This window comes from Microbacterium algihabitans (assembly GCF_032464975.1).
Taxonomy (GTDB): domain Bacteria; phylum Actinomycetota; class Actinomycetes; order Actinomycetales; family Microbacteriaceae; genus Microbacterium; species Microbacterium algihabitans.
Map to the genome: position 1 here is coordinate 297629 of NZ_JAWDIU010000001.1, position 20202 is coordinate 317830.

General features: G+C 72.1%; 16 protein-coding genes. 5 read left to right on the forward strand and 11 right to left on the reverse strand.

The genetic code is table 11. The annotated features are described in order from the left end of the window. Nucleotides 1–3 precede the first annotated feature (3 nt). Nucleotides 4–933 (forward strand): NADP-dependent oxidoreductase, encoded by a 930-nt coding sequence (locus RWH43_RS01425; protein ID WP_316000469.1) that lies wholly within the window; start codon nt 4–6, stop codon nt 931–933. Between the two features lie 105 nt (nt 934–1038). Beyond that, complete coding sequence (locus tag RWH43_RS01430; RefSeq protein ID WP_230704316.1) at nt 1039–1473, forward strand: hypothetical protein; 435 nt, start codon at nt 1039–1041, stop codon at nt 1471–1473. 15 nt (nt 1474–1488) lie between these two features. Here RWH43_RS01430 and RWH43_RS01435 read toward each other — a convergent pair whose 3' ends face one another. From RWH43_RS01435 to manA, 4 genes are all read right to left on the reverse strand, one after another. Beyond that, complete coding sequence (locus RWH43_RS01435; RefSeq protein ID WP_316000470.1) at nt 1489–2880, reverse strand: DUF5719 family protein; 1392 nt, start codon at nt 2878–2880, stop codon at nt 1489–1491. Further along, entirely contained in the window at nt 2877–5720 is a 2844-nt protein-coding gene (locus RWH43_RS01440; protein WP_316000471.1) for a glycosyltransferase, read from the reverse strand. Before RWH43_RS01440 ends, RWH43_RS01435 begins: the two co-directional genes overlap by 4 nt. 86 nt (nt 5721–5806) lie before the next feature. After that, entirely contained in the window at nt 5807–6130 is a 324-nt protein-coding gene (locus RWH43_RS01445) for a WhiB family transcriptional regulator (protein ID WP_144828863.1), read from the reverse strand. Between the two features lie 155 nt (nt 6131–6285). After that, on the reverse strand, nt 6286–7446 hold the full coding sequence (gene manA / locus RWH43_RS01450) for a mannose-6-phosphate isomerase, class I (RefSeq protein ID WP_316000472.1): 1161 nt from the start codon (nt 7444–7446) through the stop codon (nt 6286–6288). A gap of 62 nt (nt 7447–7508) precedes the next feature. Here manA and RWH43_RS01455 point away from each other — a divergent pair, with 62 nt between their 5' ends. Genes RWH43_RS01455 through RWH43_RS01465 form a run of 3 tightly spaced genes read left to right on the forward strand, consistent with a single transcriptional unit; the run spans nt 7509 to nt 11229 of the window. Continuing rightward, the gene (locus tag RWH43_RS01455; RefSeq protein WP_316000473.1) at nt 7509–8909 is read left to right on the forward strand and encodes an O-antigen ligase family protein; all 1401 of its coding nucleotides are present in this window, start codon (nt 7509–7511) and stop codon (nt 8907–8909) included. Continuing rightward, a complete protein-coding gene (locus RWH43_RS01460; RefSeq protein WP_316000474.1) occupies nt 8906–10219 on the forward strand; it encodes an O-antigen ligase family protein in 1314 nt (437 codons plus the stop codon). Before RWH43_RS01455 ends, RWH43_RS01460 begins: the two co-directional genes overlap by 4 nt. Continuing rightward, nucleotides 10216–11229, forward strand: coding sequence for a glycosyltransferase family 2 protein (locus tag RWH43_RS01465; protein ID WP_316000475.1), 1014 nt, complete (start codon nt 10216–10218; stop codon nt 11227–11229). The genes RWH43_RS01460 and RWH43_RS01465 overlap by 4 nt, the downstream gene beginning before the upstream one ends. Here the strand turns inward: RWH43_RS01465 and RWH43_RS01470 are convergent. Genes RWH43_RS01470 through RWH43_RS01500 form a run of 7 tightly spaced genes read right to left on the reverse strand, consistent with a single transcriptional unit; the run spans nt 11214 to nt 20200 of the window. After that, on the reverse strand, nt 11214–11954 hold the full coding sequence (locus RWH43_RS01470) for an ABC transporter ATP-binding protein (protein ID WP_316000476.1): 741 nt from the start codon (nt 11952–11954) through the stop codon (nt 11214–11216). The genes RWH43_RS01465 and RWH43_RS01470 overlap by 16 nt on opposite strands. Beyond that, nucleotides 11954–12745, reverse strand: a complete 792-nt coding sequence (locus tag RWH43_RS01475) for an ABC transporter permease (protein WP_307209708.1) — start codon at nt 12743–12745, stop codon at nt 11954–11956. The genes RWH43_RS01470 and RWH43_RS01475 overlap by 1 nt, the downstream gene beginning before the upstream one ends. 26 nt (nt 12746–12771) lie before the next feature. Beyond that, nucleotides 12772–14796, reverse strand: a complete 2025-nt coding sequence (locus RWH43_RS01480) for an acyltransferase family protein (protein ID WP_316000477.1) — start codon at nt 14794–14796, stop codon at nt 12772–12774. Beyond that, nucleotides 14793–15455: an SGNH/GDSL hydrolase family protein gene (locus RWH43_RS01485; RefSeq protein WP_316000478.1), complete on the reverse strand. Its 663-nt coding sequence runs from the start codon at nt 15453–15455 to the stop codon at nt 14793–14795. The genes RWH43_RS01480 and RWH43_RS01485 overlap by 4 nt, the downstream gene beginning before the upstream one ends. Continuing rightward, the gene (glf, locus tag RWH43_RS01490) at nt 15452–16588 is read right to left on the reverse strand and encodes a UDP-galactopyranose mutase (RefSeq protein ID WP_154096032.1); all 1137 of its coding nucleotides are present in this window, start codon (nt 16586–16588) and stop codon (nt 15452–15454) included. The genes RWH43_RS01485 and glf overlap by 4 nt, the downstream gene beginning before the upstream one ends. A 56-nt stretch (nt 16589–16644) precedes the next feature. Further along, nucleotides 16645–18774 (reverse strand): acyltransferase family protein, encoded by a 2130-nt coding sequence (locus RWH43_RS01495; protein WP_316000479.1) that lies wholly within the window; start codon nt 18772–18774, stop codon nt 16645–16647. 1 nt (nt 18775) lies between these two features. After that, the gene (locus tag RWH43_RS01500) at nt 18776–20200 is read right to left on the reverse strand and encodes a sugar nucleotide-binding protein (RefSeq protein ID WP_316001103.1); all 1425 of its coding nucleotides are present in this window, start codon (nt 20198–20200) and stop codon (nt 18776–18778) included. Nucleotides 20201–20202 lie beyond the last annotated feature (2 nt).

The window sequence follows — 20202 nt, forward strand, 5'->3', positions numbered from 1 at the left end:
CCCATGAAGGCCATGCGATTCCACGAAGTGGGCGGACCCGACGTCCTGCGACTCGACGACGTCGAGCTGCCGGCCCCCGGCGCGGGGCAGGTGCGACTGAAGGTCGCGGCATCCGCGTTCAACGCCGCCGACAACGGCATGCGTGCCGGGTTCCTCCCCATTCCCGTCGAGCTCCCCCACGTGCCCGGCTATGACGTGTCGGGCACGGTCGATGCGATCGGTGCCGGCGTCGACGACCTCGAGATCGGCCAGCCGGTGGTCGGGTTCCTCCCGATGCAGACCGACGGCGGCGCCGCGGAGTTCGTCGTGGCCCCGGCCGACGCCGTCACGGCTGCTCCCCGCGCCGTCGATCTCGTCGATGCAGCGGCCCTCCCCTCGGTGGCACTGACCGCGTGGCAGGCGCTGTTCGACGACGGCGGGCTCCGCGCCGGCCAGCGGCTGCTGATCGTGGGCGCCGGAGGAGCCGTGGGTGTCCATGCCGTGCGCCTCGCCCACCGCGCCGGGGCGCACGTCATCGCGACGGCGAGCCCGCGCAGCCTCGACGCCGTGCGTGCGGCGGGAGCCGACCAGATCGTCGACCGCACGCGCGCCTCACTGCTCGACTCCGTCGCCGAACCCGTCGACGTGCTGCTGAACCTTGCCCCTCTCGACCCCGACGACTTCGCCGCCCTGGTCGCCCTCGTGCGCGACGGCGGGGTCGTGGTCAGCACCACGGCGTTCATGGCGATCCCGGGCGACGACCGCCGTGGCGTCGACGCCAAGACCGTCTTCGTCCGGGCCGACACCCCGCGGCTCGCCGAGATCGTCGCCCTCGTCGACGCGGGAGAGCTCACCGTCGAGGTCGACCGGCGCATCGACCTCGTCGACCTGCCCGCTCTGCACGCCGAGGCCATGGCGGGACGCATCGCTGGCAAGGTCGTCGTCGTCCCGTGAGTCGATCGCGGTCCGCCTCGGCGTCTCCCGCGCCGATGCCGACCCGCGGGCCGTCCGGCGTCCGCCGGATGACCGCGGGTCGGCCCGCGAACGTAGGATGAACGCATGATGCGTCGTCGGTCCCGCGAAGCGCGACCCGTGGCCCGCCCCTCGCGTCACGGTCGGCACGGTCGCGAGAACCGCAGCCCGATCGTGCGGCCGCCCCTCCCCCCGATCGACACCCGCGTCGAGCGCTTCGACGTCGCCGTCGGCGCGGCGGCCGAGTTCCTGCGCTCCGCATGGTCCGATCTGCGCGAGGTGTCGTTCGAGATCGGCATCATGCCACCCGCGGCAGCCGACGGCATCCCGCGCTGGACGGTGCTGCGCGACGAGAAGCGCATCATCCTCTACCGCGTGCCGATCGAGCGGCTCGGTCACCCGCACCACGACGACGACCTGCACCGCCGCATGATGATCGAGGGCGCCGTGTTCCGCGCCGCCGCCGAGTACCTCGACCGCGACCCGTGGGACCTCGGTCCCGAGCGGTTCCGCTTCTTCTGAGCCCGACCCGCGCGGTCAGGGCAGGATCGTGAGCGCCCCGGCCGCGGCATCCGCGGGCCACAGCGGGTAGGCCGCCAGGGCCCCCGTGCCGGTGTACGACACCGCGGCGCGCACCGGCTCCGCCGACTCGAGCCGGTAGATCCCGGATGCCACGGCGACGGCCGCCGTGCCCCCCGCGGGAACGGCGGTGGTGATCGCCTCGCCGCCGTCGACGGGAGTGAGCGTCACGGAGGCGTCGGCGTCTTCGGTCGCCAGCACGATCGACGAGCCCACGCCGGGCGCGACGGCGACGACGGTGGGTTCGGTGATGCGCGGAGCGGGCACGTACCAGGCGAAGTCGGCCCCCTCGCCGAACCCGGTGGTCGACCAGGTCGCCCCGACGATCGGGGCGGTCGCCGAGACCTCGACCGTGTATGCGCTGGCCGCGAGGCCCGAGAGGTCGAGCGAGGTCGGCAGGCCGGCGGTGAGCGGAACGTCGGTCGGAGCGGCCTCGGCCCCGGCGGCGTCGACGGGGATCACGCGCACGGTGGCGGTGGCATCGGACCCGGGCGACAGCAGACGCACGATCGTGCCCGCCTGGCCCTCTCCGGTGGTGAGCACCTGCACGCCGGGCATGACCAGACGCGTGTCGGCCTGGGCGAGAGGGGCGACCTGGTCGATGCCGCCGGGCAGCAGCAGGCGCGTCAGGCTCGCCTGCAGCGAGGCGTGCACCGGGGCTCCCGACGACACGACGCGCACGACGGGGCTCTCCTCGCCGAGAAGCAGGCCCGCGAGCGGCACGACCTTGCGCTCGCGCGCCGGGACGACGAGGTTCTGGCCCCCGGGTGGGGTCGACACGCCCTGCGCGCCGTACACCGACAGCTGCACGGTGGCGGGCACGTCGCCGGGGTTGGCCAGCACGACGAGGTCGTTCGCGCCGGTCGTCGACGCTCCGCCGACCAGCCACGACTCGGCCTCCGGCGGGCGACACGCGGATGCCGAGAACCCGACGAGGTCGTCGGAGGCCACGGTCGCCGATCCGGCGGCGGCCAACGGCGTCTCGGAGCGGTCCTGGGGCGCCGCGCGCAGCGCCTGGGCGTCGCCGTCGGCATCCGCCGTCGCTCCGGAGAGCTGCTCGGCCTGGGCGTCGGCGTCGGCGGGGCCGCTGACGAGCTGCTGCGCGGCGGCGGCGCTCAGCCCTCCGGCGGAGTCGGCGCTGCGCCCGAGGGCGAGCAGCGGTCCGTCGCACGCGAGCACCGTGTCACCGGGGGCGGGGGTCGACTCGACCCGCACGGGGGTGGCGGTGTACGAGGGCCACGGCGCGGCGATGCCGACGACCGTGCCGACGACGGCCGCGGTCGCCACGGCGGTGCCGGCGACGACGCGGGCGCTCGTGGCGGCGAAGCGGGCCATGCGGTTCTCGCTCATCGCGATCCTCCCGAGCTCGGACCGACGATGCGGGGCGTGCGGCGCGCGGTCCGCCGCGAGGCGGCCGTGGGCACGGCGAGCAGCAGAGCCACCAGCAGCACGCCCAGGGAGCCGGCGGCGACCACTCGCTGCAGACCCAGTCGGTGCGCGTCGAGTTCGGGACGCGGGGTCACCTCGGCGTTCACGCGCCAGAGGTCGCCGCGCGAGGTCTCGCCGACCGGGTCGAGCGAGTCGCGCTGGTCGAGAGAGGTCGCCGCCCCGAGGCGCGTGCCGCGGATGACGTCGTCTTCGCCCGCGGGCGCCGACTCGAGCAGCACGAAGGCGATGCCGTGGGCGGCCAGGCGCGACACCACGTCGTCGGACGACGGGGTGACGAGGTCGGCGGCGAGATCGGCCAGCTCGAGGTCTTCGGGCGTCGGCGAGGTGCGGGTGGCCTGCAGGGAGCTCTGGCCCGACAGCGTCGCGCTGCCGCCCCAGACGACGTCGACGCGCAGGCCGTCGGCGCGCGGGTCGAGCACGATCGTGCCCAGATTCAGCGACCCGCGCCCCTCGGCCGCGACGAAGGCGGGCAGGGTCGACACGGGTCCGTTGACGAGCGTCGATCGGCCCGATGCCTCGGTCGCCACCTGAGCGGTCAGCGCGGGAGCCACGCTGACGGCGAGCGCGACCAGGGCCACCAGAGCGCCGAGCGGTCGCAGCACGGCGACGCGCGCCGGAACCCCCGCGTCGAGGGCGACCAGGGCGCCCCCCACGAGCCCGATCCACGCGAGACTGAGCCCCGCGCCCGGCCACAGCGGCACGGCGACCGAGTGGTCGAACGAGAGGGCCACGCCGACGGCGGCGAACGCGGTCGCCAGGCCCGTGGCCGTGATCAGGATGAGGCCGGATGCCGTGATCCACCGCGGCGTGAGCACCGCCAACACGGCGAGCACGGCCAGCGGGGCGACGAGCAGGCCGACCCACCACACCGAGCCGCCGGTGAGCGACACCCATCCGCCCGGGTCGGAGGTGGGGAAGCCCGCCGCGAGCAGCGCTCGTCCGAGCGGGTCGGCGGTGGCCTCGGCGCCGCGGTACGGCACGCCGGGGTCGGCGAGGAGGGCCCACGGGTCGCCGGCGCGCAGGCGCGTCCACACGAGGGGCGCGAAGATCACGGCCGAGGGCACGAGCAGCCACACCACGCGGGCGATGCCGCGTGCGGCCACGAGGGCGACGACGACGAGCGCGGCCGACCACAGCACCACCACGGCGGGGGCCAGCGAGGGCGCGCACGCCAGCACGCCCACGAGCAGAACGGATGCCGCTCCGGCCGGGGCCCACGAGCGGTGCGCGACGCTCGCGGCGTAGAACAGCCAGGGCAGCAGCAGGTGAACGAGCACGCCCGCCGGTCGACCCTCGACGATCGCGGCGAGGAAGGTCGGCGCGAGGGCCCAGGCGAGTCCGCCGACGATGCGCAGCAGCGACGACTCGGTCACGCGCGTGGCGGCGAACCATCCGCCGAGCACGGCGAGCGGCAGGGCGAGCACCCACAGCACGACGAAGGCGCGCGAGGGCTCGCCGGGCGAGAGGGTGCCGATGAGGGCGACGAGGCTCGAGAACGGGTCGGCGGGGCCGATCGCGTCGAGGCCGAGGGGGCGGGCGCCCCACGCGGCGTCCTGCCACAGCTGGGTGACGTTCGCGCGCAGCGGCGCCAGAGCTCCCCCGCCGAGCACCGGCCAGGCCAGGAGCGGGAAGAACAGCGCCGCCGACACCGCGAGGGTGCCGAGCACGGTCCACGCCCCTCCGCCGACGAAGAACCGCAGCTCCGACCGCACGGGGGCCTCGGGGTCGGCGACGTCGCCCTCGAAGCGCAGGCGCATCTCGGCGCGCGTGACGCGCAGCGGCGCGAGACGCGACCACCCGACGACCCGCGAGGTGCGGATGCGGCGGCGGGCGCGGGCGACGGCAGCGGGCCGCGCCATCACGAGAAGGGTGGCGCCCCACTCGGGGAGCACCCGGTACGGCACCTTCGTCACGAGGTGCAGGATCGTGCGCCAGAGGGCGAGCGGCAGGAACGACAGCCAGTGCAGCAGCACCGTGGGCGCGGGGGCGTAGACGAGACGGCGATGCAGCTGGGCGGTGCGGGTCGCGAACGCGCGGCGCCGCGCACGTCGCCGGCCTCGCGCCATCGCGGCGACGCCGTCACCGGCGACAGCCACGCGGGCGGTCGGCACGAGCGAGACGAGGTGGCCGGCCAGGCGCGCGCGAACGCCCAGATCGAGGCCCTCGTCGGCTCCACCGAGAGCGGGGTCGAGACCCCCGAGCTGCAGCCATGCATCGCGACGCACGAGCATGCCGCGCACGTCGGCGCCGAGCACGTCGGCGTCGCCGTCGCGTTGTCCCTGGTCGAGTTCTCCGGCGGCGAGCTCGACGGCTCCCCCGTACCGGTTCATGCTCACACCGAGCGACAGGATCTCGTCGCGGTCGTCCCACGCGATGAGCTTGGGGGCGGCGACCACGAGCGAGGGCGAGAGTTCGAGCGCGCCGGCGAGGCGCACGAGCGCGTCGGGGTCGGGGGCGGTGTCCTGCGCGAGCAGCCACACCGCGTCTCCCGTGAGCCGGGGCGTCGCGAGGGCCGTCGCGACGGCGAACGGCGTGCCGGCGGGGGCGGTGATGACGCCTTCGGCACCGGATGCCGCCGCCAACTGCGTCAGCGCCGCGTCGGCGCCGCACAGCACGATGGTCAGCGCGTCGACGGGTCGGGTCTGCGCCGCGAGTGCAGCGAGGGTTCTCTGCAGATGCTGCGCGGCGGGTGTGCGTCCTTCAGGGCGCACGACGAGGAGGGCGTGTACACGGGCGGGCATGACGCGGATCAGCCTAAGCGCGGTCGCGGACGATCGAGGACGCCGCGCCGTCGCCGACGGGATCGCTCAGGCGGGTGATCGACCGCTCAGGCGCGTCGCTTGAGCTTGCGGCGCTCGCGCTCGCTGAGGCCGCCCCAGATGCCGAAGCGCTCGTCGTTCTGCAGCGCGTACTCGAGGCACTCGGTCTTGACGTCGCACGAAGTGCAGATGCGCTTCGCGTCACGCGTCGAGCCGCCCTTCTCGGGGAAGAACGCCTCGGGGTCGGTCTGCGAGCACAGCGCGTCGGTCTGCCACGCGAGGGTGTTCTCTTCGACGGCGTCGATGTCGCGACGGACGCCGGGTACGCCGAGATCGACCGGATCAACGAACCAGTTGTCCGGGACTCCGGACCGGTACTGCGATGTCGCCATCTCGTCCTCCGCCTCGTTCACGCCCCCATGACACGTCTTGTGACGATGTGTCGCGCAGTCATAATTACACCCGTGTGATTCGCGAGAGTCAAGTCGCGGATCGTAAACCCTCAAGGCCGACGTGAACCTTTAGACGAGCGCTCGGCGTGTCGCGCTCAGCTCCCGGGCATCGCGACGAAGACCTCGCCACCGCCGTCGCTCGTCAGCGGCGTCTCGTCGGGGGTGACGAGCGCGGCCTGGCCGGGGGCCAGGGTGATGCTGCGGCCCGACGAGCCCGTCACACGCGCCTCTCCCCCGACGCAGACCGCGATCGCGACACCGGAGAGCTCCAGCGCAGCCGTCTCGCCGCCGGCGAGGAGATGCCCGAGGGCGAAGTCCGCGATGCCCGGCGCGAAGACCTCCGCCTGCGGGCCCGCCGGCGCGGGGCGCAGGAACGGCGGGTCGGCAGGCGCGAAGTCGACGAGGTGCAGCAGCTCGTCCACGTCGATGTGCTTGGGCGTCAGGCCGCCGCGCAGCACGTTGTCGCTCGCGGCCATGATCTCCACGCCGAGACCGTCGACGTAGGCGTGCAGCACGCCGGCGGGCACGAAGATCGCCTCGCCGCGGCGCAGGTGCACGAGGTTCATCAGCAGGGCGACGACGATGCCCGGATCGGCCGGGTAGGCCGTGTGCAGCGAGCGCACGAGCGCCAGCTCGGCGGCGAAGTCGTCGGACGAGGCGGAGGCCGCGGCATCCACGATCTGGGCCACGTCCGCGGCATCCGCCTCTCCGAGCACCCAGCCGATCGCCGCGCGGAGCGCCTCGGGGCCGGAGGCTGCGGACAGGTGGTCGCGCAGCGTCGAGACGGCGGGCGCGTCGCCCAGCACGTCGATCAGCGCGCGGGTGCGCTCGAGGTCGCGGAGCCCCGCGAGGGCGGTGAACGTCTCGCTCAGGGCGACGATCACCTCGGGCTTGTGGTTGTCGTCCTTGTAGTTGCGCTCGGCGGCGTCGCGCGCGACCCCCGCCTTCTCCTCACGCGCGAAGCCCTCGACCGCCTGCTGCTTCGAGGGGTGCACCTGGATCGACAGCGGCGCTCCGGCCGCGAGCAGTTTGAGCAGGTAGGGCAGCTTCGCCGGAAGCCCGTCGCCGGCCGCCGGCAGCCACCGGTCCAGCGTGAGCCCCGACCCGTCGTGCACCTCGGCGGGCGAACCGGGGTGGTCGCCGAACCACACCTCGGCCTCGGGCGCCCCCGACGGCTCGCGGCCCTCGAGGTCGGCGAGCAGCGTCGGGCTCCCCCAGGCGTAGTCGCGGGGCGTGTTCGAGAGGGCGATCAGCACGGCGTCAGCCTAGCGGCCGGGCCCCCTCGTCTCCGGATGCCGACGGGTACCCTGAGATCACCATGGCGATGTACACGAATCACCCGGTGTCGGCGGTGCCGACGGCGCCCCCGCGCGAGACGACGGGGCACCTGCTGCTGCGCGCCTGGTGCGTCTTCGTGCTCGTGCTCGCCCTCGGCGGCGTCGGGCTCGTCAACGCCGTCGGTCCGGTCGTCACCGCGGTGGTGGTCGTGGCCTCGGCCGTCGTCTCGGCCGTCGTCTGGCTCGTGACGCGCCCGCCCTTCGCCGTCCGACGCCTGCCCTGGCTGGCCTTCGGCTACGTCGCGTGGGCGATCGCCTCGCTCGCGTGGAGCGCCTGGCCCGCGGCATCCGCCCTCACGCTCCTCCTGCTGGTCATCACGACGTTCCAGGGACTCTTCGTCGGCGCCATGCTCACGTGGCGCGACGTCGTGCGGGCTGTCGCGTCCGCGGCGAAGTGGATCGTCGGCCTCTCGCTCTTGTTCGAGGTCGCCGTCTCGCTCATCGTGCGCGGCCCGCTCCTGCCCGGGTTCGTGGTGCCCTCCGAGCGCATGGACCCCATCGTCTACTGGTCGCGCGACAACCTCTTCGACGGCGGTCGCATCCAGGGCGTGTTCGGCAATGCGAATCTGCTGGCCGCCGTGATGCTCGTGGCCATCATCGTCTTCGCCGTGCGCATCGCCGCGGGCGCGCCGCGCCGCGCCCTGCTGTGGGTGTGGATCGCGATCGCCGCCTTCCTCTTCGTGCGGGCGGGATCGGCCACCGCCTTCATCGCCGCGGCGTTCGTCGCTCTCGTGCTGGGCACGGTGCTGGTCATGCGCACCGCGCGCCGCCCCGGCGAGCGCACGCGCTGGTACCTGCTGTACGCCGCGGTCGGACTCGGCGGCGGGGCCGTGCTGTGGTTCGGCCGCGACGCCCTCTTCGGCGTGATGGGCCGCGGAGCCGACCTCACCGGCCGCGAGGGCATCTGGGCCGACGTGATCGCCCGCGCCTCGCAGCACCCGTTCATCGGGTGGGGCTTCTCCACTCCCTGGATCGCCACCGAGCCCCTCTTCGACGGATGGATCGTCGACCACGGCCAGACCGTCGTGCAGGCGCACAGCATGTGGCTCGACGTCTTCCTGCAGCTCGGCGGGATCGGCGTCGCCCTGCTCGGCCTCGTGTACCTCGCGTACGTGTGGCGGTCGTGGTTCTTCGCCGTCGACCGCCCGCGCTGGGACCTGCGCGACGACCGCCCGCACTCCCCCCTGACGCTGCTGCCCACCCTGATCGGTGCACTGCTCGTGGTGCAGGGCCTGACCGAGTCCGGCCCGCTCCTGCTGTGGGGCTGGATGTTCGTGGTGCTCTTCGGCGCGAAGATCAAGCAGACCCCGCTGGTCGGGGTGGGACCGAGCGAGCAGAGCATCTCGATCGAGCGCGGCGAGCTGCCGAGACCCGCACCGTGACCGGCGCGCCGGACGCGCGGCGACCGCTTCCTCCGCTGTCGTCGCCCGCGTTCGCCCGCGCCTTCGCGCTCGCGGTGTTCGCCGCCGTCTTCGCCCGCTACGCCATCGTCGCGGTCGCGGGAGAGGTCACCTGGGCCACCATCGTCGCCGGACTGTGCGCGGTGGGGGCGGCCGTGCTGTACGTCCGTCGCGATGAGCTCGAGCTCGTGCGCCTCGCCCCGACGACGCTCGTCCTGCTGGTCGCGTGGGCCGGCGCGAGCGTGTTCTGGAGCCCGAGCGCGACCCACTCCCTCGGCGGCTGGTCGGCCTTCGCGGCGCTCGCGTTCCTCGCTGTCGTCCTCGGCCACGTCCGCGACGCCCTGCAGACCGTGCGGGCTCTCGGCGACGTGCTGCGCTGGCTGCTGGGCGTCTCGCTCGCGCTCGAGGTGCTCAGCGGCATCCTGCTCGATCTGCCCATCCCCTTCCTCGGCATCCAGGGCGCCATCGCCGAGCTGGGTCCGGTGCAGGGGATCTTCGGCACCCGCAACGCGCTGGGCTTCGTGACGGTGATCGCCCTCATCACCTTCCTCGTCGAGTTCCGCACCCAGTCGGTGAGCGTGGCCACGGCGATCGCCTCCGTCGTACTCGCGGGTGCCCTCGCGGCGCTGAGCGGCTCGCCCACCGTGATCGTCGTCGCCACCGCGACGGGGGTCGCCGCCCTCGCCCTGTGGACGATGCGTCGCGTGCCCACCGCCTGGAGGGGACGAGCGCAGGCCGCGCTCGGCTCCGTCGTCGTGGTGGGGATCGCGGGCGCGTGGGCCTTCCGCGCCCCTCTCGTCGACACCCTCGGCGCCGGAGCCGATCTGACGCTGCGCACCGACCTGTGGGCGCGGCTGGTGCACCTGAGCGAGATGCGCCCCGTGCAGGGCTTCGGCTGGTTCGGCGAATGGGTGAACGACGCCGTGCCGTTCGCCCTGGTGCCCCTCGGCCTCGGCGAGACGCACGCCTCCGCACTGAACGCCTACCTCGACGTGCTCCTGCAGCTCGGCGCGGTGGGCCTGCTGCTGTTCGTCGCCCTCGGCGGGCTCGGGCTCGCGCGGGGATGGCTCGTCGCGAGCGATCGCCGCTCGGTCGTGCACGCGTGGGCGCCGCTGACGCTGGTCGCGCTGTTGACGGTGTCGATGTTCGAGAGCTTCACCCTCACCGGCGCCGGCTGGCTGCTGCTGGCGCTGTGCGCGGTGCGCGCGGGCCAGTCGCGGTCGTGGCGCGAACGCCTCGAACAGCGCATGGCGTCCTCACCGACGGGAGGCTCCGAGGAGGGCCGGTTATGATCGTGCGTGCTATGACCGCGCACGCCGACGCCACCCCGATCCCTGCGGATTCCGCATTCGACCCGTCGTCGGCGACCATCGTCGTCGTCACCTACAACCGCACGCACCTGCTGACCCGCCTGCTCGACAGCATCGAGCGGATGGATCCGGCGCCCGGGCACCTCGTCGTCATCGACAACGCGTCCACCGACGACACCACCGCGGTCGTCGAGTCGTACCGCGACCGCCTCCCCACGACGCTGGTGTACCGCCGCCTCGAGACCAACACGGGTGGTTCCGGCGGATTCAGCGAGGGCATGCGCGTCGCCTACGAACTCGGTTCCGAGTGGATCTGGCTGATGGACGACGACGTCGAGGTGGTCTCCGACGGCCTCGCGCGCATGGGGCACTGGGCTCCGCGTTTCCGCAGCATCCAGGGCCGCCGCTACGACTACGACGGCAGCGAGTTCTACTGGCAGTACCGCGTGGCCGAGTCGATGGCCATCCCCATCCCCTTCGCGCCCGCCGGCTTCGACTCGTCGGGGTACAAGCCGATGAACTCCGGATGCTTCGAGGGCATGTTCATCCACCGCGACATCGTCGCGCGGATCGGCCTTCCCGACCCCCGCTTCTTCATCTACTGGGACGACCAGCTCTACGGCTGGCTCGCCTCGCGGCAGACGCCGTCGGTCATCGTGAACGAGTTCGTGCTGCGGCGCACCCGCGAGATCAAGCAGTGGGACATGGGCATCCGCCACATGAACGCCTCGAGCGACGCGTACCGGTACTACATCATGCGCAACCGTGCGTACCTGCAGAAGTACTACCGCGAGCTCGGCGTGTACCGGCCGCTGCCCTTCGCCGCGGGCACGGCGCTGACCTTCGTCAAGGAGCTCATCCGCCTGGTCGTGGTGGAGCGCAAGGCCAAGGGCACGAGCCACCTGTTCCGCGGACTCCGCGACGGGCGCCGCATCGCGCGCGACGCGTCGTGGAAGCCCATGCCGCCGCTCGCGCCTCAGCCCGTCGCGTAGTCGACGTTGTAGCGCTCGAGTACCTCGGCGATCGGGGCGTCGAGCACGAGGGTGCCCTTGTCGAGGTACAGCCCCCGTGTGCAGAAGCGGCGCAGGTCGCGTTCGTTGTGGCTGACGAAGAACAGCGTGCGCCCCGCGGCCAGCAGCTCGTCGATGCGTCGGTAGCACTTCTCGCGGAACGCGCGGTCGCCGACGGCGAGCACCTCGTCGACGAGCAGGATCGGCTCGTCCAACTGCGACACCACCGAGAACGCCAGGCGCACCTTCATGCCGTTCGACAGGTGCTTGTAGGGGGTGTCGACGAAGTCGCCGATCTCGGCGAAGTCGATCATGTCGTCGAAGCGGCGCGACACCTCGGCACGCGGCATCCCGTGCAGTCCCGCCGTCAGGCGCACGTTCTCGCGCACCGTGAGGTCGCCGACGAAACCGCCGGTGATCTCGATGAGCGGGGCCACTCCCCCCTCGACCGTCACCTGCCCCTCGTCGGGCAGCAGCACCCCGGCGACGAGCTTCAGCAGCGTCGACTTGCCCTGGCCGTTGCGCCCGACCACGCCGATCGACTCCCCCGGCTCGACGCGGAACGACACGTCGCGCAGGGCCCAGAACTCGTCGGGGCGCGAGCGTCGCTCGGCGCCGCCGAACAGGTCTTTGAACGAGCGGCCCCCGCGGCGGTTGCGCCGGAAGCGCACGCCGAGGCCGTCCACCTCTATCGCGGGACCGGGCATCACAGCTCCTTCAGCACGGGACGCTCGAGCTTGGGGAAGATGAGAACACCGAGACCCAGGATGCCGAGGCTCACGGCCGCGCCCACGACGACGGTCAGGGTGTCCCACTGGTCGGGGAAGAACCCGACGCGGTACAGGGTGAAGATGCCCGACAGCGGGTTGAACGCCGCGATGTCGGCGAAGACCCCCGGCAGGTTGTGCACGCCGTAGATGATCGGCGAGGCGTAGAACAGCGCTCGCAGCACCAGACGCGTGGTGCGCTCGAGATCGCCGAACATCACGCACAACGGCGCGATGATCAGACCGAGCCCCACCAGCAGCGCGGTCTGCAGCACAACGGCGAGGGGGAAGGCCAGCAGGGCCCACGACACCTGCGCGCCGCCGAACACCGCGAATAGCACGAGCACCGGGAGCGAGAAGAGGAATTCGACGCCCTTGCTCACGACGATCCTGTCGACCCAGATCCAGCGTGGGATCGAGGTCGAGCGCACGAGCCGGGCGTCCTTCTTGAACGCCTTCGTGAAGTCGCTCACCGCGGAGTTGAACCACACCCACGGCAGCAGCGCCGTGATGAGGAACACGATGTAGGGCTCCTCGCCGACTGTGCGGTGGAACACCTGGGTGAAGACGAACCAGTAGATCGCGCTCATCACGAGCGGATCGAGCACCGACCAGAGGTACCCCAGCGCGCTGGTGGAGTAGCGCACCCGCAGATCGCGCGCCGACAGCAACCACAGCGAGTGGAGGGAGCGCCGCACGGATCCGGGGGCGCCGACGGCGGCGGGGGTCATCCGCACGATTCTACGCGAGCGCTCCCTCAGCCGATCGGGATGCCCGGGATCTCGGCGAGAGCCGCACGGACGGCGGGGGCGAGACTGCGGGCGTAGGTGCCGGTGAGGTGGTTGTCGTCGAGGTAGACCGCCACGTTGCCGATCGCGGCCCGGCAGCGCCCCTCGGGGCAGAGGTACTCGGTGAGATCGAGCAGTGAGACGTGCGGATCGTCCGCGAGCGCGATGGCGGGGTTCGCGGGTGCCTGAACCGTCGCGAGGTCGCGGCCGCACTCGTCGGGGGTCTGCTCCAGGCAGGTGTACATGTCTTCGTGGAACCGCGGGTTGTCGCGCATGAGCAGCACCTCGGTGCCCGAGGCGACGACCCCGTCGATCACGCGACCCAGCCCCGCCGGGACGCGCTCCTGATCGGACTCGGGCACGGCCTTGGTGCCGATGAACATCGCGACGGCCGCGGGGAGGGCCACCGTGTAGGCCGCGGCCGCGGTGCGCCACTCGCGGCACTCGTCGTCGGCGTCCTCGTCGGGGGCGAGCGAGCACCCGCCCTTGAGCAGGGCGACGACGTTCCAGCCGTCGTCCTGCAGCACCGGCAGAAGGGCGCCCAACCACTGCTGCGCGTGCGAGTCGCCCACCGCGATGAAGGTCGGGGCCGCCGGGTCGACGACCGTCTGCACGCACGACCCGTCGAGACGATCGTCGTCCGGCGCGAACGCGTCGTCGCACGGGCCGTCGAGGGCGATCCACTCGTCTTCGAGCTGCGTGCCCAACGGCGCGAGGGGGGCGTCGTCGTCGGCCCGGGCGTCGGTCCAGGGCATCAGCACCTGTGCGCCCGGGTTGGCCTGGGGGCTGACGCCGGCGGCCTGCACCGCGGATGCCGCCTGCCACGACGCCAGCGGAAGGGCGACCACGAGCAGCGAGACCACGACGAGCCGTGCGTCGCGAGCCGTGGAGGTGCCGATGCCGCGCGCGACCGCGCGGACGCCGCGCGTGAGCAGCCATGCGGCGACGAGCGACAGCGCGATCACGACCAGCCCCTCCGCGATCGACACGCGCGTGGAGTCGACGAGCACCATCGTGGCGACGAGGATCGGCCAGTGCACGAGGTAGAGGGCGTAGGCGATGCCGCCCACCGCCGTGACGGGGCGCGAGGCGAGCAGCGCGGACGCCCCGGCCGGACGCTCGGCGCGACCCGCGACGATGAGGGCGACGGCGGCGAGGGTGGGCCACAGCGCCGCCACGCCGGGGAAGCCCGCGCCCACGTCGAGCACGAGTCCGCAGGTGACCAGGGCGACGACGCCGACCCACCCCAGCACCAGGCCGAGCACGCGACCGACGTGAAGTCGCGGCACGATCAGCGCGGCGAGCGAGCCGAGGGCGAACTCCCACAGTCGGGCCCAGGTGTCGAAGTAGGCGGCCTGCTGCGCCACCGTCGTCACGACGACGGAGTAGGCGAACGAGACCGCGAACACGGCGCCGAAGAGGATCGTGAGGACGCGGCGGACGGACCATTGCATCCTGCGGGCGAGCACCGCACCCGCGACCAGCAGCAGGGGCCACAGCACGAAGACCTGACCCTGCACCGACAGCGACCAGAAGTGCTGGAGCATGCTCGGGAAGGTCTCGGTGCGCGCGTAGTAGTCGACGGCCGCCTCGGTGAGCGCCCAGTTCTGCCAGTACGTCAACGACGCCCACGCCTGCTCCCAGACGGCTCGCCATTGCGAGCTGGGCAGGGCGAGGGCGGCGAAAGCGAGCACGGCGGCGATCGTCAGCGCGGCCGCGGGAAGCAGTTGGGCGAAGCGCCGCGCCCAGAAGGAGGGCAACGTCGCGAGCGACAGGGTGCCGGCCCGCCGCAGGAACGACCCGGTCAAGAAGTACGCCGACAGCAGCAGGAAGACGTCGACCCCGCCCGAGACCCGGCCGAGCCAGACGTGGTACACGACCACGAGCAGGATCGCGAAGGCCCGCAGGCCGTCGAGGTCGGCGCGTCGACCGTCCACCGTCGGGCGCGCACGCTCGGTGCGGCGGGAGGTCGTGTCGACGGAGGGCGTGGTCACGGGGCACCCAGATGCGCGGCGACGGCGTCGCCCGCCGCGGCGTAGCCCTCACGGGTGGCGTGCACGCCGTCGACCGTCGACGCGGGCACCCAGGTGCCCTCGGCCGTGCGCGAACCCGTCCAGGGGTCGAAGAAGTCCCAGCCGCGAGCGGTCGCCTCGGCGCGCAGCTCGGCGTTCAGCGCGGTCGCTTCGGTGGCGAGGGCGTCGAAGGGGGCGATGGCCAGCACCAGCACCTCGGGTGCGTCCACGTGCGCGGCGATGGCCGCGAGGTTCTCGCGCACGGTGTCGGTCGCGACCCCGGTGGCGAGGTCGTTGGTGCCCGCCATGACGATGAGCTGGTCGACGTGCGGGTCGAGCGCCTCGACGCCCGCGCGCATCGCGCCCGTGGTCGCCCCGTCGACGGCCCACCCCTCGACCGGGGCGAACGCGCCCGCCGGCAACCGGGAGGCCCAAGCGTCGCCGGACTGCCGCCCGGTGGCGAACGTGCCGCGGAAGCCCGTCGAGTTCGAGTCCCCCACCACGAAGACGCTGCGAGGAGCGGGCGACACCGAGGCCCCCGATTCCGCGGTTGCGGATGCCGTCGGACCCGCCGTCGCGGCGCAGCCGGCCGTGACCGCTGCCATCAGCAGCAGTCCGACGGACGCGAGAACCCTCCTCACGCCAGCTGGTTGTTCCACATCGACAGGGCCGAACCGATTGCCATGTGCATGTCGAGGTACTGGTACGTGCCGAGACGGCCGCCGAAGTACACGTCGCTCTCGCCCTTGGCCAGCTCGCGATAGGCCAACAGGCCGCTGCGGTCGTCGGCCGTGTTGACCGGGTAGTACGGCTCGTCTTCGCGCGTGGCGAAGCGCGAGTACTCGCGCACCACGACCGTCTTGTCGGTCGGGTACCGGTCGGCGCGCTCGGGGTGGAAGTGCTTGAACTCGTGGATGCGCGTGTAGGGCACATCGGCATCCGCGTAATTCATCACGCTCGTGCCCTGGAAGTCGCCGATCGGCAGCACCTCCTGCTCGAAGTCGAGCGTGCGCCACGACAGCTCGCCCTCGGCGTAGTCGAAGTAGCGGTCGACGGGTCCGGTGTAGACGATCGGCACCTGACCCACGGTCGCCTTCTTGTTCAGCGGCTGCGACTCGTCGAAGTAGTCGGTCGACAGCTTGACCTCGATGTTCGGGTGATCGGCCATGCGCTCGATCCACGCGGTGTACCCGTCGACGGGCAGACCCTCCCACGTGTCGTTGAAGTAGCGGTTGTCGTACGTGTAGCGCACGGGCAGGCGCGAGATGACCTCGGCGGGCAGGTCTTTCGGGTCGGTCTGCCACTGCTTCGCGGTGTAGTCGCGGATGAACGCCTCGTACAGGGGGCGGCCGATGAGGGCGATGCCCTTCTCCTCGAGGTTCGCGGCGTCCTTCGCGTCGAATTCACCCGCGAGTTCATGCACGAGGGCGCGCGCCTGGTCGGGCGTGTAGGCGGCCTGGAAGAACTGGTTGATCGTGCCGAGGTTGATCGGCAGCGGGAAGACCACGCCCTTGTGCGTCGTGTACACGCGGTGCACGTAGCTGGTGAAGTCGGTGAAGCGGTTGACGTACTCCCACACCGTCGGGTTCGACGTGTGGAACAGGTGGGCGCCGTACTGGTGCACCTCGATGCCCGTCTCGGGCTCGTCCGCCGAGTAGGCGTTGCCGCCGATGTGGTGGCGACGGTCGATGACGGTCACCTTGCGGCCCGCGGCGGCGGCGCGCTCGGCGATGGTCAGGCCGTAGAAGCCGGAGCCGACGATGAGTAGATCCATGAGAAGAATGAGCTCCGAAGACGTGGCGGTGGGGCCGCGGGAGCGGCATGAGGATTCTACCCGGGGGGCGTCGGAGACCCGTCGTCGATCGCCCGGGCGATGTCGGCGGCCAGCAGACGCACGTAGACGAGGTTGAGGTGGTCGGCGTCGTAGTACACCGGCACCCCGCCCACGCTGGCGAGGCACTGGGTGTCGGTGCAGAAGCGGTCGGTGAGGTCGATCAGCCCCACCTGGTCGACGCCCATCGTGTTCGCCGCGACGACGAGCGGATCGGTGGGCTGGGCCTGCGCGCGCGGCACCGCGCAGGCGGCGGGGTCGGATCCGTTGATCGCGAGGCAGTCCGGATCCCGCACGGCCCCGTTCAACGGCGGATCCGCGAGCACCTCGACGTCGGAGCCCGCCGCGCGCCAGGCCGACCAGTCCGCGATGAGCCCCTCGGTGAACTGCTCCTCGACCGACCGGCCGGACCCGTCGTCGAGCGTGTCGGCGCGGGCCGCCATCGAGGTGAACACGCGCGCCGGGCGCTCCGCGACGATCGCGTCGGACACGCCGCGCGACCAGTCGCGGCAGCGCTGCGCGTCCTGAGGCGCCCAGGGCCCGCGGAATCCGACGAAATCGACGTCGGCGACGGGGCATCCGCCGTAGAAGCTGATCGTCACGTCCCAGCCGCGCTCGCGGGCGAGGTCGAAGATCGCCCCCTGCCACTGCTGCGCGTGCGAGTCGCCGACGAGCCACACGTCCTCCGTCGCCTCACCCGACGGGGTGAAGTCGCACTCGCGGGTGGTGAGCAGTCCGTCGTAGCTGAGCTTGGGCAGCAGCTCGCCGCACTCGGCCGGGGTGTAGAAGTACTCGTTCGCCGCGGTCATGGTCGTGTCTTCGGGCGCCGCGAACGGATCGCATCCGGCGGTCGCGAGCGCTGCGGGACCGGTGCAGGTTCCGACCTCGATCTCGGCCTCGGGCGAGTCGCGCGCCGCCGAGACGGTGTACCCGACGAGCAGTCCACCCGCCGCCAGCGCGACGACGACGATCCCCGTCACCATGAGCAGCATGCTGCGCCGCACGCTCTGCGCCCAGAAGCGCCACTTCTGCCCCGGGTCCTCGACGAGCACCTTCGTCGCCCAGCTCAGCACCAGCGCGACGGCGAGGATGCCCAGGTCGACGATCCACGTGCGCGGCATCGACAGGGCGAACGGGGCGATCACGATGAGCGGCCAATGCCACAGGTAGAGCGAGTACGAGATCCCGCCGAGCCACTGCACGGGACGCGAGCCCGACACGATCGAGTGCCACGCGCGGTCGCGCCCTCCGGCGGCGATGATGAGCGCGGTGCCCACGACCGGGACGACGGCGGCGATCCCCGGGAAGGGGGTCGTCTCGTTGTAGACGACCGCCGACACGGCCACGGCGATCGCCCCGACCGCCACGATCGCCCCGCGCGTGCGGCGACCGAGTGTCAGCCGGTGGGCGGTGAGGGCCACCACCGCTCCGGCCGCGAACTCCCACGCCCGCGTGAAGGTGACGAAGTACGCCTGACTGGGCATGACCATCGTGAACCAGACGCTCGCGCCGAGCGAGAGGACGCCGACGGCGACCACCGCGACGATCACCGCCCGCCGCAGCGTGGTCGCGGCGAAGCGCGCCGTCAGCGCAGCGGCTCCCAGCAGAACCAGCGGCCAGAGCAGGTAGAACTGCTCCTCGACCGACAGCGACCAGTAGTGCTGCACGGCGCTGGCGGAGTCGTTCAGCGCGGAGTAGTTCACCGAGAAGCCCGCGAGGGCCCAGTTCTCGACGTACCCCGCACTCGCGAGGATCTCGATCGCGTTGCGCTGCCACCGCGGGTACGGCAGGAACACGGCCACGAGCGCGGCGGTGGCGGCGAGCACCAGCAGGGCCGCCGGGAGGAGGCGGCGGATGCGCCGGGCGTAGAACTGCCCCAGAGCGATGCGCCCCGTCTTCGTCAGCTGATCGACGAGATGGCTCGTGATGAGGAAGCCGGAGATGACGAAGAAGACGTCGACGCCGACGTATCCCCCGGTCAGCCCGTGCGGCCGCAGGTGATTGACGACGACCAACCCGATCGCGAGCGCGCGCAACGCCTGGATGTCGGGGCGGAACGAGGACCTGCCTCGACTGCGCCGCGTGGGCGTCTGTTGCGGCGTGACCGCGGGGGTCGGACCGCCGCTCATCTCAGGACAACCCGCTCACGTAGGTCTCGAGGGAGGTGTCTGCGGGTGCGGGGGTGTAGCCGGTGTTTTCGAGGGTGGTGGTGTCGAGGATGCTGTTGCGGGGGCGGGGGGCGATGGGGCCGGTGGCGGTGGCGTAGTAGTCGTCGGTGCTGACGCCGGTGACGCGGGCGGGGTCGTGGCCGGTGAGGGCGAAGACCTGGGCGGCGATGTGTGCCCAGGAGCGGGGTTCGCCGGTGCCGGTGAGGTTGTAGGTGCCGTGGGGGGCGTGGGTGTGCAGGAGGTGGCGGATGCCGCGGGCGAGGTCGTCGGTGAAGGTGAGGCGCCCGATCTGGTCGTCGACGACGCGGGGGTCGATGCCGCGGGCGGCGAGGGAGGCCATGGTGCGCACGAAGTTGTTGCCGTCGCCGATGACCCAGCTGGTGCGGAGGATGTAGTGGCGGGGGACGGTCGCGGCGAGGGCGTCGCCGGCGGCTTTGGTCTGTCCGTAGACGCCGAGGGGGCGTACCGGGTCGGTCTCTGTGTAGGGGCCGGTTTTGGTGCCGTCGAAGACGTAGTCGCTGGAGACGTGGACGAGGGTGAGGCCGTGGGTGGTGGCGATGCGGGCGAGGGCGGCGACGGCGGTGACGTTGGCGGCCCAGGCGTCTTCGCGGCCGTCGGGGGTTTCGGCGGCGTCGACTTTGGTGTGCGCGGCGGCGTTGATGATGGTGTCGTATTCGCGCCAGCGGCGTGCGGTGCCTAGCTCGGGTGAGGTGAGGTCGAGGTCTTCTCGGGTGGCGTATTCGATCCAGGGGTGCTCGCCGAACTCCGCCCGCAGGGCCCGGCCGAGCTGACCGCTGGCGCCGGTGATGAGGGTCTTCTTCGGCGGCATCGGCACCACCTCCCCCAGACGGGGGTGGTTCTTGTCTTTCGCGCTGATCTCGACCTCATCGAGGGGGATGGGCCAGTCGATGGCGGCGGTGTCGTCGGCGAGGTTGAGGAAGGTGTAGGTCGCCTCGGGTGACCAGTGGTCGTTGACGAGGTAGGTGTACGCGGTGTCCGGCTCGAGGGTCTGGTAGGAGTTGCCGACGCCGCGGGGGACGAAGATCGCCTTCGAGGCATCGAGTTCGGTGGTGAACACCGCGCCGAAGGTGTCGCCTTCGCGCAGGTCGACCCAGGCGCCGAAGATGCGGCCGGTGGCGACGGAGACGTATTTGTCCCAGGGTTCGGCGTGGATGCCGCGGGTGGTGCCGACGGCGTCGTTGAAGGAGATGTTGTTCTGCACCGGAGCGAAATCGGGCAGCCCGATGGTGTCGGCGGTCATCTTCTCGCGTTGCCAGTTCTCTTTGAACCAGCCGCGGGAATCGCCGTGCACCGGCAGATCCAGCACGATCAACCCCGGAATGGGGGTCTGGGTGACGGTGAGGGCCTTACCGAACGCGGTCGCCACTG